Origin of the sequence: Serratia sp. EWG9 (assembly GCF_019913725.1) — a bacterium.
GTDB classification, from domain to species: Bacteria; Pseudomonadota; Gammaproteobacteria; order Enterobacterales; family Enterobacteriaceae; genus Serratia; species Serratia ureilytica.
In genome coordinates this window covers 451,138-464,399 of record NZ_JADNRO010000001.1, presented here as the reverse complement: position 1 = coordinate 464,399, position 13,262 = coordinate 451,138, and the positions used below count along the sequence as shown (strand labels likewise).

The window sequence follows — 13,262 nt, the reverse complement described above, 5'->3', positions numbered from 1 at the left end:
GAACAACCCCCGCGCGATGAGGGATTTAAAGGCGTATCGACAGCTCGACGTCATCCGCGAACGGCGTGGAGAGATAACCCGACGCCGGAGAACGCACGCGCGCCAGATAATCCGGGCTGTAATCGGCGTTGTCGGCGACGATCAGCGCGCCGGGGCGCAGACGATTCTCCAGCAGCGCGAGGATATCGGGGTAAAGCCCCTTGGCGCCGTCCAGCAACAGCAGGTCGATGGTGGCCGGCAGATCGTCGCGCAGCGTTTCCAGGGCATCGCCCACGCGGACCTCCACCAGATCGACGACGCCGCCTTCGGTCAGGTTGCGGCGCGCCTGCGCCGCTTTGCTCGGTTCAAATTCGCAGGTGATCAACCGCCCGCCGCCGTTGTCGCGCAGCGCGGCGGCCAGGTGCAGCGTTGAAATACCGAACGACGTGCCGAATTCGACGATGTTTTGCGCCCGACAACCGCGCGCCAGCATGTACAGCAATGCGCCGGTTTCCGGCGACACCGCCAGGGGGAAATCCTTCAGGCGATGGTAGAGTTCACGATAGTCGGTTTTACTCTGCATCAGTCGATTTTGCTCTTCGTCAGGCACGTCGCGGAACAGGGCGGCGAGCGCCGGTGAACGGCCGGCGGCCTGCTGGAACAGGGTGCTTAGCAGCGGCGCCAACGGCGCGGTGGTCAGGGTACTCATGGCAAAACTCCCGTAGAAAAAGTGAGCGCGAAAGCGCGTGCCGCTATAATATGACGAACTATTCGCATTTCACTATTCGCATTGGCCGCCCGCTATGACTGAACGCCGCAGTAAGCAAATTTCCTCGAGAAAACAACCGCAACAGGCGCGATCCGCCGAATTGGTCTCCGCCATTTTGACCGCCGCTATTCAGGTTTTGGCGCAGGAGGGCGCCGCGCGTTTCACTACCGCCAGAGTGGCTGAACGCGCCGGCGTCAGTATCGGTTCGCTTTATCAGTATTTTCCCAACAAAGCGGCGATCCTGTTCCGTTTGCAAAGCGACGAATGGCGGCAGACCACCGCCATGCTGAGCGGCATTCTGGCCGATCGAGAGACTGCGCCGTTCGAGCGTTTGCGGTTGCTGGTGCAGACATTTATCCGTTCGGAATGTGAAGAGGCGCAGATGCGCGTGGCGCTGAACGATGCGGCGCCGTTGTACCGCGATGCGCCGGAGGCGCAGGCGGCGAAGACCACCGGCAAAGACATCGTGCAGGTGTTTATGGGCGAAGCGTTGCCCGATGCGGCGGAAGGCGTCCGTACGTTGGCAGGCGAGCTGATCGTCGGCACGCTGGGGGCGGCGGGCAAGCAATTCTCCGAAACGCCGCGCAGCGATGCGGAAATTGTGGCTTATGCCGATGCGATGGCGGACATGTTTTGCGCCTATCTGGTCGATTTAAACGGGCGAGCGGAGCCGTAAGGGAATGTTTGGTGACATTGTCACTTGATGGGCGCGGTGCCTACGCCCGTTGACGGCAGACGGCCAACACCAACTGCCGCAGCCAGCGGTGCTCCGCTTCAGCGTCCAGGCGCGGGTGCCACATTTGCGAGACGGTAATGGGCGGCGTTTTCACCGGCAGCTCGAACATGCGCAGCGGGCCGTCGTCCGGATGAGCATGCAGAAAGGAGGCGGGCAACAGCGCCAGCAGGTCTGAGGCTTGCGCCACCGCCAGCGCGGCCGGAAAGCTCGGCACCACGGCGGCAATCTGGCGCGTCAGCCCCAGCTCCGCCAACGCGGCGTCTACCGGCCCGAGAATGCGCCCGCTGCGCGAAGCCACCACGTGGCCGCAGGCGGCGTACTCGGCGGCGCCTATCTTGGGCCGCTGCGCCAGCGGGTGCGTGCTTCTCATCACGCCGACGAAGCGGTCGCGAAACAGCGCCTGCAGGCGGATTTCCGGTCCCATTTCGCCCAGCACGCCAATCTCCAGATCGACCAGGCCTTCACGCAGGGGGCGGTCGCTTTTCTCCGGCTTGGGCGCAAAGCGCAGCCGCGCCCGTGGCGCCTGTTGCGCAGCGGCGGCGATCAGCGCCGGGCCGAAGGCCTCGACGAAGCCGTCGTTGGCGCGCAGCGTAAAGGTCCGGTCGAGCGTGGCGGGATCCAGCGCGTTCGGCGTCGGACGCAGCAGCGCCCGAGCTTCGAATGCCGCGTTTCGCGCCCGTTCGCGCAGCGTTTCGGCATAAGGCGTCAGCACCATATGACGCCCGGCGCGCACCAACAGCGGATCGCCGGTGGCCGTGCGCAGTCGGCTGAGTGTGCGGCTCATCGCCGAGGCGCTTAAACCGAGACGTCGCGCCGCGCCGGCAACGCTGCCCGTCGACAGCAGCGCGTCGAGCGCGGTCAGCAGGTTGAAATCAGGGTCGGTCATGCGTTTATCCTGTGGCGCCGGAAATAAGAGAAGGCGTTTACTGCAGTATATCAGCGTAAGCGCTGTGTCACTTGCTCTCTGATGGGCAATAAAAAAGCCGATAACCAGGGGGTTATCGGCTTTTAATGCGCAGTGGCGGAGGGTTACGCCGGCAGCTGCTGCGCGGTTTTCTCGACCAGCGCCAGCAGCAGCTTGATGTCTTCCAGCGTCACGATCGGGTTCAGCAGCGTCATCTTCAGGCAGGTCACGCCATCGAACTCGGTCACGCCGACGTTGGCGCGGCCCGACTCCAGCAAGGCGTCACCGATGCGCTGGTTGAACAGCGCGACGGCCGCGTCGCCTTTCGCCGCCAGCTGCGCCGGACGGTAGCGGAACAGCACGCTGGCCAGCTGCGGCTGCATCACCAGTTCCAGCGATTCCTGATCGGCGATGTAACGCGCCACCTGTTGCGCCAGCGAGACGCCATGATCGATGATCTCGGCATACTGCTTCTGCCCCAGCGCTTCCAGCCCCATCCACAGCTTCAACGCATCGAAGCGGCGGGTGGTCTGCAGCGATTTGGAGACCAGGTTCGGCACGCCTTGCGCTTCGTCGAATTCGGAGTTCAGGTAGGCAGCCTGATAGCGCATCAGCTCGTAGTGGCGCTCGTCTTTCAGCAGGAAGGCGCCGCAGCTGATGGTCTGGAAGAACTGCTTATGGAAGTCCAGGGTGATGGAGTCCACCAGCTCCAGGCCGTCCAGGTAGTCGCGGTACTGCTCGGAGAGCAGCAGCGCGCCGCCCCAGGCCGCATCCACGTGCACCCAAATTTTCTGCTCCGCCGCCAGCCGCGCGATATCGCGCAGCGGGTCGATCGCGCCGGCATCGGTGGTGCCGGCGGTGGCGACGATCGCCATCACCTGCTCGCCGTTAGCCTTGGCCTGCGCCAGTTTTTCCGCCAGATCGTTCACGTCCATGCGGGCGAAGCGATCGGTTTTCACCAGCGTGACGGACTGGTAGCCGAGGCCCATCAGCGCCATGTTCTTCTGCACCGAGAAGTGGGCGTTTTCAGAACAGAACACTTTCAGCTTGCGCAGATCGCCCACCAGACCGTCCTGCTGCACGGAGTGGCCCTGACGCGCGAAGAATGCATCGCGCGCCAGCATCAGCCCCATCAGGTTGCTCTGGGTGCCGCCGCTGGTGAACACCCCGGCGTCGCCGGGCTGGTAACCGACCTGGGCGCGCAGCCACTCGATCAGCTTCATTTCGATCAGCGTGGCCGACGGGCTCTGATCCCAGGAGTCCATGCTCTGGTTGGTGGCGTTGATCAGCACTTCAGCGGCCTGGCTAATCACCAGGCTCGGGCAGTGCAGGTGCGCCACGCACTGCGGGTGGTGCACCGACAGGCTGTCTTTCAAAAAGTACTCGATGGCGCGCTCGATCGCCGCCTGGTTGCCCAGGCCTTGCGGGGTAAAGTCGAGCTGGATGCGCTCGCGCAGTTCGGCAACGCTTTTGCCCTGATACATCTCAGGCTGTTGCAGCCACTGCACGACGGCTTCACTGCTCTGTGCGATCGCCTGGCGGTAAGCCTCGGCGCTGTGCGCCGAGGAAGCCAGAATCGGGTTTAACTTGGACATCGCGGTCATTCGCTCCAATCAGACTGGCTTGACGCCGGCGGCCAACAGCGCCTGCTCAAATTTATCCAGGAAAATACCCAGCTCATCATTGGTGATCAGCAGGGAAGGCAGCAGACGCAGCACGCAGCCGTTGCGCCCGCCGCGCTCCAGGATCAAGCCGGATTCGAAGCATTTTTTCTGCAGCAGCGCGGACAGCTCGCCATCGGCCGGGTAGCAGCCCATGTGATCCTGCGCTTCGTTCGGCTTGACGATCTCGATGCCGATCATCAGGCCCAGACCGCGGACGTGCCCAATCACCGGATAACGTTTCTGCAGCTCGGCCAGCTTGCCTTTGAGCCATTCGCCCTGAGCGGCCACTTTGTCGGCGACCTTATGCTCCTTCAGGTACTGCAGGGTGGTCAGGCCGGTGGCCATCGCCAGCTGGTTGCCGCGGAAGGTGCCGGTGTGGTGGCCCGGTTCCCAGGCATCGAACTCTTTTTTGATGCCCAGCACCGCGAGCGGCAAGCCGCCGCCGACCGCTTTCGACATCACGATGATGTCCGGCTCGATGCCGGCGTGTTCGAAGGCGAACAGCTTGCCCGTACGGGCGAAACCGGCCTGAACTTCGTCGATGATCAGCAGAATGCCGTGTTCCTGCGTCACTTTGCGAATGCGCTGCAGCCACTCGGCCGGGGCCGGGTTAACCCCGCCTTCGCCCTGAACGGCTTCCAGGATCACTGCCGCCGGTTTACGCACGCCGCTTTCCACGTCGTTAATCAGATTATCGAAGTAGTAGGTCAGCGCCTTGACGCCGGCTTCGCCGCCGATGCCCAGCGGGCAGCGGTATTCATGCGGATAAGGCATGAATTGCACTTCCGGCATCATGCCGTTGATGGCCGCTTTCGGCGACAGGTTGCCGGTGACCGACAGCGCGCCGTGGGTCATGCCGTGGTAGCCGCCGGAGAAGCTGATCACGCCGGAACGGCCGGTGTGTTTTTTCGCCAGCTTCAGCGCGGCTTCCACCGCATCGGCGCCGGACGGGCCGCAGAACTGCAGGCAGTACCCTTTGCCTTCGCCCGGCAACAGAGAGAGCAGGTAGTCGGAGAAACGATCTTTCAACGGGGTCGTGAGATCGAGAGTATGTAACGGCAAGCCGCTGGTAATGACATTTTGGATGCTTTGCAGGACGTCGGGGTGATTATGTCCAAGAGCCAACGTTCCCGCCCCGGCCAGGCAATCAAGATATTGATTATTCTCAACATCAGTGATCCAAACGCCCTGGGCTTTCGCAATTGCCAACGGCAATTTGCGCGGATAACTCCTAACATTCGACTCAAATTCGGCTTGACGCGCCAAATAGGTTTCATTGTTTCCGTTTAATGAGTTTGCAACTAAAGTATCAATACGGACTTTATCCGTCATCATATCTCTCCTACAACCGAAGGTCTCAAGACGCAACGATTGAATTAATGAATTAGAAAAGTAACTGCCTTGTGAAAAGCGCGACCAATATATGGCTTTTTCGCCTGGGACTCAATAGCCGATTTTGTTTTGAATTGTTTAGTTTTTTCTTAGGCTCATCAATATGTTGTTGATTTGTTGACCGTTGGTTTTGCCGGCAAAAAACAACATTTCTTTAACATTGCGTAAAAATCCTTTTCTGCTTTCCTTTGGCTGCTTCTTTAATGCATTTATTATTAAGGTGAATTTCCGATTAATAACATAAATAGAAAATAGCGGCTTATTTTCATCTATTCACCACCTTAAGTCCTATAGCGGTTATATACACAAAATTTGTGATGAATATAAGCAGTCGAGCGTTAAAAGCGCAGTATCCAGGGTGGTGATTTCTTGCAGATTTTACGTAGCGCGATCAAAACAGCGGGATTTTTGTGCGGCGCCGGCGTGTCTGCCGGCGCCGCGGTCATTAACGTTGCCGTAACCAGGCATGATAGCGCCGCAGAGTGCGGCGGGTGCGCCACCGATCGATGAGCAGCGACCACAGCGGTGAGTAACGCACGTTGCGCGTCCGATCGCGGCTCAGAGCGTGCATGCGGCGCTTGATCAGCGACATGCGGGCGAGCAGCGTCAGCGTTTTGTCGCGCCATTTTACCGGTGCGGGCAGCGCATGAGGGGCTTCACCGGTTTGCCAGCGGCGCGGCAGATCGGGAATTTCCGCCATGGCGGTGGCGATGCCGACCACCGCGACGCCGCTGTTCAGCACCCGTTGCGCCACCGACGGGCGGGCGATGCCGCCGGTGGTCATCACCGGCATGCGCGCTACTGCGGCGAGATCGCGGGCGAAGGTCAGAAAATAGGCTTCGCGCGCCAGGGTGCTGTCGTCTGCGGCTTCCCCCTGCATCGCCGGGCTTTCATAACTCCCGCCCGACAACTCCACCAGATCGACCGGCAGTTCGTTGAGCATCAACAACACCTGTCGGGCCTCGTCCGGCGAAAAGCCGCCGCGCTGAAAATCGGCTGAATTGAGCTTCACCGCCACGCAAAAGTCTGGCGAGACACGCTGGCGCACCGCGCGCACCACCTCCAGCAGCAGACGGGCGCGATTCGCCAGTTCGCCCCCCCAACGATCGCTGCGCCGGTTGGCCAACGGCGACAAGAACTGGGAGATCAGGTAGCCGTGCGCCGCGTGGATCTGCACGCCGGTAAACCCGGCCTTTTCGGCGGCGTGCGCGCTGGCGGCGAAGCGGACGATCACCTCGGCAATCTGCGCTTCGCTCATGGCTTCCGGCTGCGCGAACGCCTTGCTGTACTTGCCCATCGCCATCGGAATGGCGGAGGGCGCCCAGGCGTTGCCGCCCATGTTGGCCATCACCTGACGGCCCGGGTGGCTGAGCTGCATCCATACCTGCGCGCCTTCCTGGCGCGAGGCCGCCGCCCAGGTTTTGAACGCCTCGAGCGGCGTATCCTGTTCCAGCACCACGCCGCCGGGGCCGGTCATGGCGCGTCCGTCGATCATCACGTTGCCGGTGATGATGAGGCCGGCGCCGCCGATACCCCAGTGGCGATACAGACGCCATAGCGCGGGGCCGGGCAGTTGGCCTTCATCGGCCAGATTTTCTTCCAACGCGGCTTTGGCCAAACGGTTGGGTAAGCGGCTGCCGTTGGGCAGAATCAGCGGGGTAAACATCGGGTACGTTCCTGTCGCAGGGGGAATGGCGCTATACTAGGTTTAAAGTTAACTTTAAGGTCAATAGGGCATGAAAATCGGAGAGTTGGCGGAGCGCGCCGGCATGGCCGCCTCGGCGATACGTTACTACGAACAGCAGGGTCTGCTGCCCAAAGCGGTGCGCGGCGTTAACGGATATCGGGTGTATAGCGAAAGCGCGCTGGAGCGGCTGCACCTGATCCAAATCGGCCAGAATCTGGGGTTCTCGCTGCAGGCGATCCGCGGGGTATTGGCGCTGCAGGGCAGCGCCTATCAGGATGGTTTGATACAAGGCGTCGACAGCCGGCTGGCGGAAATCGAGCGGATGATGGCGACGCTGAACGAGCAGCGTGAGACGTTGATGGCGACGCGGCGCATTCTGTTGGAATCCGGCGTGGCGGGGTTGTGCCAGGTCAAAAATGAAAAGCTGGCCGGCGGGCTGCCGCCCTGCAAGGCTTAGCGGGGGGCGCCCGGCCTGTGCCGCCGCGACGACGCCGGCCGACAGGCCTTGTTCCAGCTGGCGAGAATGCATAATCGGATTGATACTGAGTGAGTCTATGATGGACAAGGATATTTGCCGCTAACCGACGGATAGGCTGAACGGAATCACGCCGGCCGGCTGCACCGGATCCGTGGGTGTCACAATGGGAGTCAACATGCTCGAGCCATGCTTCCCCGAAAACGAAGCCGAACGCCTGTCGGTATTGGATTCGCTGAACGTGCTGGATTCGAACTCAGTAGAAAAGCTGGATCGCATCACGCGGCTGGCTGCGAAATATTTCGGCGTCACCATTGCGCTGGTGTCACTGATCGACCGCGATCGTCAATGGTTTTTATCACGCTATGGCCTGGATGTCCGGGAAACGCCGCGCAACATCTCGTTCTGCGGCCATGCCATTCTGCAACGCGAAGCGCTGGTGGTGCCCGATACCGCGCAGGATCCGCGCTTTTTCGATAACCCACTGGTGGTCGGTGGCCCGCGCATCGGCTTCTACGTCGGGCAACAGCTGCTGTCCCTCGACGGGTTGCCGCTCGGCACGCTATGCATTATCGACAGTCACCCGCAGCCGTTTCCTCAAGATAAACTGGCCGACCTGCGTGACTTCGCCGCGGTGGTGGAAGAGTATCTGCAGAGCATCGAACGCAACGTCTATACCGAAAACCTGAAATCCGATCTGCAGCGCACGGAGGCGTTATTCGAACAGACTTTCTCTCAGGCGGCGGTGGGCATGGCGCTGGTTTCGCTGCAGGGGTATTGGCTGCGGGTCAATCCGCGCATCTGTGAAATGCTGCAATACTCCGAGCGCGAGCTGATGGATCGCACCTTTCAGGACATTACCTATCCGCTCGATCTCAACACCGATCTGGAAAAACTGCAGCAGTTGCTGAGAAACGAGATCGACACCTACTCGCTGGAGAAACGCTATTTCCGCGCCGATGGCACGATCGTATGGGTGGAACTGACGGTGGCGCTCAATCGGCTGCCGAACGGCAAGCCGGATCATTTCATCTCGGTCATCGTCGACATCAGCGAGCGCAAGGCGGCGGAGGCCGACCTGTATGCCTTGCAGCATGAGCTGGAAGAACGCGTCGAAATTCGTACGCATGAGCTTAACGTGGTGGTCAAACAGCTTAACGAAGAGATAGAAACGCGGGTGCTCGCCGAATCTCAGCTCAGTGCGGAAAAAGAACGCCTGCGCGCCATTACCGACAATATGCCGGCGTTAATCAGCCAAATCGACGCCAATGAACGCTACCTGTTCGCCAATAGCGCCTATAAGACCTGGTTTGGTCTGGAAGAGGCCAGCCTGCAGGGCATGACGGTGCGCGAGTTCATGGGGGAAAGCGTGTATCAGATGGTTCGGCCGATGATCGCGCGGGCTTTGGCGGGCGAAATGGTCAGCTTCGAAAACGAATTGCAGACCCAGCAGGGGCTGCTGATGATCCATACCACGCTGGTGCCGTGCGAGGCTCAGGGCTTTTACATTCTCTCCATGGATATCACCGAGTTGAAGCGGCTGCAGCAACGATTGGAATATGACGCCACGCACGACATGCTGACCGGGTTGACCAACCGACGCGCATTTCTGCGCCGGTTGTCGGGCACGTTGCAAGCCTGCTGTCATCAGCGGCAGATGGCCCTGTTGTTCATCGATCTCGATGGTTTTAAGGGCATGAACGACAGTTACGGCCATGACTTCGGTGATCTGATCCTGAAGACGTTCGCCAAATTGCTCAGCGCTTGCGCCGACGAACGGTACAGCGTCTCGCGCCTGGCCGGCGACGAGTTCACGGTGATCCTGTGGCCGCTGACAGCGCCGCGGCCTGAGGTCAGCGCGTTTTGCGAAAAGGTGTTGGCGGAGCTGGCCGGTATTTCGCAGATCGGTCAGCAGAAGGTCTGCCTGTCCGCCAGCATTGGCGCCGCTATCTCTGCGAGTGGGGACGTGACGCCGGAAATGCTGCTGGCCAGCGCCGACGGCGCGATGTATCAGGCGAAATCCGCCGGCAAAGGCACTTACGCCATCTGTGAGCTATGAGCCAATGTTACGACATCTCAGTAAGAACGAAGACGAGCGCCTGGCGGCCATCGATGCGCTGGCGGGGTTGGGCGCCGGCCATGACGACGCGATCCATCAGGTGCTGACGATCACCCGCAAGCTGTTACAGGCCGAGGGCTGCCTCATTTACCTGCACGGAACGCGCAAGATTTGGATCCGCGAGCACATTGACGTCGGGTTCGAGGAGATCGATTTCGTCAGCCCCTTGTTCAATTTCGTTCGTCTGAGCGGCGAGGCGTTGATTTGTCCGGACACCCATGCGGATGAACGCTTTGCCTCGGATCCCATGGTCAACGGCGCCGCGGCGATCCGCCACTGCGCCGCCATCCCGCTGTGCACCCGCGAAGGCTATACGATCGGCGCGTTCTGCCTCGTGGGTTCGCAGCCAAAGCATCTGACTCGCCGTCAGGTCGAACTGCTGCGCAGCATGGCCACCATCGTCGGCGAGCTGATTGAAGCGCAGAGTGAGATCGGCCTGGTCGATGCCATCACTCGCTTGCCCAATCGACAGCGGCTGATGGGGGAACTCGGCAATTTACCGGACACGGGCAAATACGCGTTATTGCTGTTCGATACGATAGATATCCAATACGCCTACGAGATGGCGCGTTCTTTCGGCCTGTCTACGGTAGAGTTACTGCTGGGGGATATCAGCCATTTCCTGAAAGAGACGTTTCTCAGTGAGCGCATGCTGTACAGCATCGCGCCCGGACGTTTCGCCGTCATTATCGAGGCGCAGCACATGCCGCAGGCGAAGCGCGATCTGTTGCGTTGCGCCGACCGTTTGCATCACGAAGTGAGAGGCGCCGTGCCGCTGCGCCTGGAGCTTAATGCCGGTTATGCGTTGTTTTCCGCGCCGCATGCCGATCCTCCCGAGATTTTGCGCCAGGCGACCAGCGCGCTGCATGATTCGATCGACGAGGGGCGAGCCGTCTCCCTCTATAGCGAGCCGAAGGATGCGGCGCGCAAGCATAATTTCAATATTTTTAATGAGTTGGCGCAGAGCCTGAAGGAAAATAATCGCGGGCTATTTTTGGAATACCAACCGCAGATTGATTTGGCGAGCGGCAGGATCGTCGGCGCGGAAGCATTGCTGCGTTGGCGGCATGAACGTTGGGGGGCGATCCCGACGGGGGAGTTCATTCCGCTGGTGGAAAATACCTCGCTGATCAAACCGTTGACCGAGTTTGTCATCGCGCAGTCGATTGAACAGTTGTTGTTGATGCGTGAAGCGGGGATCGCGTTTCCCATCTCGATCAACGTGACGGCCGGCAATCTGGCCGAGCGGCACTTTGCGGCACGGTTGAATGAAGCCATCACCCGGCGCGGGCTGCAGGCGGGGGACATTGAGATAGAGTGCCTGGAGTCGCAACGCATTCAGGAAAGCAGCGCGGCGTTGGCCTGTCTGCATGCGCTCAAGGCCAACGGGCATCGCATCGCACTGGATGATTTCGGCGCCGGCTACAGCAATTTAAACTATCTGCGCCATATCCCCGCCGACGTCGTCAAACTGGACGCCTCCCTGATAAGACTGCTGAAGAGCGATGCGGAAAGCCGCATCATCGTGCAAAGCATCATCGATATGCTGCATAAACTCAACTATGAAGTCTTGGCGGAAGGGGTGGAAGACCTGGAGTCGCTCCACTACCTGACCGAGTATCGGTGCGATGTCGTACAGGGCTTCTATTTTTCACCGGCGGTGACGTTGGAAAAGCTGTGCGCGCTCGTCAACATTCACGGACAGCAGCGGCGAAATGCCTGAGGCAACGCCGCTCATGGCGCGCCAACCGGAAATCGCCGGCGATTCTCACCCAGGCGCAGGCCATGACTGTCCGTAATGCGCTCAACGTTGCAGTGGTTTTTTGCGCCGTTGGCGAGGCTCTTATATATTTATTAGCATGCCTGAGGCAGGTTAGGCATGAAGCGGAGGCCGTACAGGCCGCTGCAAGCACGACAGTTAATCCGTTCGCCAAGAGGCTGCGAGACGGTGCTTTCGGTAGGGACAGCCGCCAAACGTTTTTACGGCGACCGAAGGCGGAGCAGCTACTCACAGGTCACGAGGACACTTACCATGCATAAGAGAACACTGGCGTCACTGCATTACGAAAACATGCCTTACGATGGGGTGCGCTTTCATATTTTGAAACGGGAGACGCCGGGCCATACGGCGTTGCTGAAGCTGGATGCGGGCAGCCGACAACCGGCGCGTTTTCATCCGGGATGGGTGAAACTGATGGTGCTGAGCGGTGAACTGAAGGTTGACGATCAGACGCTGCAACCTCATGAGATGTTAATCATTCCTGCCAATACCGCCTATACGGTAGAGGCCATAACGGAAGTGATTTGTCTGGCGATTTCCGAGCTGGACGGCGCCGAACTGGCCCGTTGACGTATTGACAAGAAGGGATAGCGGAGAGCCTAGGCGCTCTCCCTATCCCTTCAGCATTGAGCCGCCCCCCAGGCTAAGCTACCTGCTGACTAGGCATAAACCTCCTGATTCAATCCACCGCGCTTTCCCTTTCCATCACTTTCGGCCTCCGTCGCCCCCGCAACGTTGCCGCCATTGTGCAGCGCATGCACAATGTCATCGCCCCGTTACCACGCAGAACGATGAAATGTGGGTGTCATAGTGAGTTTATTCGCATAAGGCCCCTGGTGTGGCTTGCGAGAACGTCACTATATGGAGGATCATGCGGCCTCTCTATCAAATAAAAGACATTCGCGTTATCAAAAGGGACAAACGACCATGGGATTCGAAGTCGACAACGCCGAAACGAAACGCATCAACCTGAGCAGCCACGAGAATTCCTCGTTCGAGGTGACAGGGCTGGTGAAACACTATCCGGCAGGCTTTGTCGTTCCTTTCCACTCGCATAAACGTTGCCATTTGCTCTATTCGCAACAGGGAGTGATGGCGGTCGAGGCGGGCAGCGGGCGTTGGATCGTGCCGCCAACCACCGCGGTCTGGCTGCGGCCGGGGGTGGAGCATCAGCTGGTCATGCAGAGCAATATCTGCGTTTACGGGATTTTTGTCGATGAATTCACCGCCGCGCGGTTGCCGTTGCGCGACGGCGTTTTGCAGGTGTCACCGCTGCTGCGGGAGTTGATCGCCCAACTGGCGACGCTGGCACCCGAGGGCGAGGAAACCAAACGCCACGCGCTGCTCAGAGCGCTGTTCCTCGAGGAACTGAGCCTGCAGCCGCAGCTGGCGCTGCATCTCCCCTGGCCGATGGAAGCGAGAATGGCCGACATTTGCCGGCAGTTGGTCATCACGCCGGCCGACGATCGCGGCATTGAGATCTGGGCGGATTCACTGTCGATCAGCGCGAAAACCTTCCAGCGTCACTTTACTCAACAAACCGGCATCACCTTTGGCCAGTGGAAACAGCGTCTGCGGCTGCTGTCGTCCATTCCGCTGCTGTTGGCCGGCCACTCCATCATACACGCCGCTTCGAAAGCGGTTATGAGAGCCACAGCGCCTATTCGGTGGCGTTTAAAAAACTGTTTGGCGTTTCGCCTTCGCGATTTACGCTATAGCCGAATTGCAGAGCGCGCTTCTCCTATAGATTGAAGCAA

The 13,262-nt window shown here is 59.9% G+C and carries 11 protein-coding genes; 6 read left to right on the top strand and 5 right to left on the bottom strand.

Annotated elements, in window-relative coordinates; genetic code table 11:
* Positions 1-25: 25 nt before the first annotated feature.
* Positions 26-688, bottom strand: a complete 663-nt coding sequence (locus ITX55_RS02170; RefSeq protein ID WP_089191751.1) for an O-methyltransferase — start codon at positions 686-688, stop codon at positions 26-28.
* 94 nt (positions 689-782) lie between these two features.
* Between ITX55_RS02170 and ITX55_RS02165 the strand changes: the two genes are divergently transcribed.
* On the top strand, positions 783-1,424 hold the full coding sequence (locus ITX55_RS02165; RefSeq protein WP_223084761.1) for a TetR family transcriptional regulator: 642 nt from the start codon (positions 783-785) through the stop codon (positions 1,422-1,424).
* Positions 1,425-1,464: 40 nt separating this feature from the next.
* Here the strand turns inward: ITX55_RS02165 and ITX55_RS02160 are convergent, their stop codons facing one another.
* The 4 genes from ITX55_RS02160 to ITX55_RS02145 all read right to left on the bottom strand — a co-directional run bounded on the left by ITX55_RS02160 (position 1,465) and on the right by ITX55_RS02145 (position 7,110).
* Entirely contained in the window at positions 1,465-2,370 is a 906-nt protein-coding gene (locus tag ITX55_RS02160) for a LysR family transcriptional regulator (RefSeq protein WP_223084757.1), read from the bottom strand.
* A gap of 143 nt (positions 2,371-2,513) precedes the next feature.
* Positions 2,514-3,983 (bottom strand): aspartate aminotransferase family protein, encoded by a 1,470-nt coding sequence (locus tag ITX55_RS02155; protein ID WP_042785705.1) that lies wholly within the window; start codon positions 3,981-3,983, stop codon positions 2,514-2,516.
* A gap of 18 nt (positions 3,984-4,001) precedes the next feature.
* Entirely contained in the window at positions 4,002-5,384 is a 1,383-nt protein-coding gene (locus ITX55_RS02150; protein ID WP_071845182.1) for a diaminobutyrate--2-oxoglutarate transaminase, read from the bottom strand.
* A gap of 505 nt (positions 5,385-5,889) precedes the next feature.
* Positions 5,890-7,110: an NADH:flavin oxidoreductase/NADH oxidase family protein gene (locus ITX55_RS02145; RefSeq protein ID WP_223084755.1), complete on the bottom strand. Its 1,221-nt coding sequence runs from the start codon at positions 7,108-7,110 to the stop codon at positions 5,890-5,892.
* Between the two features lie 70 nt (positions 7,111-7,180).
* Between ITX55_RS02145 and ITX55_RS02140 the strand changes: the two genes are divergently transcribed.
* The 5 genes from ITX55_RS02140 (at position 7,181) to ITX55_RS02120 (ending at position 13,257) form a co-directional block, all read left to right on the top strand.
* A complete protein-coding gene (locus tag ITX55_RS02140) occupies positions 7,181-7,588 on the top strand; it encodes a MerR family transcriptional regulator (RefSeq protein ID WP_089194745.1) in 408 nt (135 codons plus the stop codon).
* A gap of 196 nt (positions 7,589-7,784) precedes the next feature.
* Positions 7,785-9,665 (top strand): PAS domain S-box protein, encoded by a 1,881-nt coding sequence (locus ITX55_RS02135; protein ID WP_223084751.1) that lies wholly within the window; start codon positions 7,785-7,787, stop codon positions 9,663-9,665.
* Positions 9,666-9,669: 4 nt separating this feature from the next.
* On the top strand, positions 9,670-11,448 hold the full coding sequence (locus ITX55_RS02130) for a sensor domain-containing phosphodiesterase (protein ID WP_223084749.1): 1,779 nt from the start codon (positions 9,670-9,672) through the stop codon (positions 11,446-11,448).
* Positions 11,449-11,757: 309 nt separating this feature from the next.
* A complete protein-coding gene (locus ITX55_RS02125) occupies positions 11,758-12,075 on the top strand; it encodes a cupin domain-containing protein (protein ID WP_033643078.1) in 318 nt (105 codons plus the stop codon).
* 357 nt (positions 12,076-12,432) lie between these two features.
* Positions 12,433-13,257, top strand: a complete 825-nt coding sequence (locus ITX55_RS02120; RefSeq protein ID WP_255612164.1) for a helix-turn-helix domain-containing protein — start codon at positions 12,433-12,435, stop codon at positions 13,255-13,257.
* The last annotated feature ends 5 nt before the right edge of the window (positions 13,258-13,262 follow it).

Bases quoted from the DNA above. Each gene is read 5' to 3' on its own strand.
- ITX55_RS02170 (WP_089191751.1), bottom strand. From the start codon at position 688: ATGAGTACCCTGACCACCGCGCCGTTGGCGCCGCTGCTAAGCACCCTG.
- ITX55_RS02165 (WP_223084761.1), top strand. From the start codon at position 783: ATGACTGAACGCCGCAGTAAGCAAATTTCCTCGAGAAAACAACCGCAA.
- ITX55_RS02160 (WP_223084757.1), bottom strand. From the start codon at position 2,370: ATGACCGACCCTGATTTCAACCTGCTGACCGCGCTCGACGCGCTGCTG.
- ITX55_RS02155 (WP_042785705.1), bottom strand. From the start codon at position 3,983: ATGTCCAAGTTAAACCCGATTCTGGCTTCCTCGGCGCACAGCGCCGAG.
- ITX55_RS02150 (WP_071845182.1), bottom strand. From the start codon at position 5,384: ATGACGGATAAAGTCCGTATTGATACTTTAGTTGCAAACTCATTAAAC.
- ITX55_RS02145 (WP_223084755.1), bottom strand. From the start codon at position 7,110: ATGTTTACCCCGCTGATTCTGCCCAACGGCAGCCGCTTACCCAACCGT.
- ITX55_RS02140 (WP_089194745.1), top strand. From the start codon at position 7,181: ATGAAAATCGGAGAGTTGGCGGAGCGCGCCGGCATGGCCGCCTCGGCG.
- ITX55_RS02135 (WP_223084751.1), top strand. From the start codon at position 7,785: ATGCTCGAGCCATGCTTCCCCGAAAACGAAGCCGAACGCCTGTCGGTA.
- ITX55_RS02130 (WP_223084749.1), top strand. From the start codon at position 9,670: ATGTTACGACATCTCAGTAAGAACGAAGACGAGCGCCTGGCGGCCATC.
- ITX55_RS02125 (WP_033643078.1), top strand. From the start codon at position 11,758: ATGCATAAGAGAACACTGGCGTCACTGCATTACGAAAACATGCCTTAC.
- ITX55_RS02120 (WP_255612164.1), top strand. From the start codon at position 12,433: ATGGGATTCGAAGTCGACAACGCCGAAACGAAACGCATCAACCTGAGC.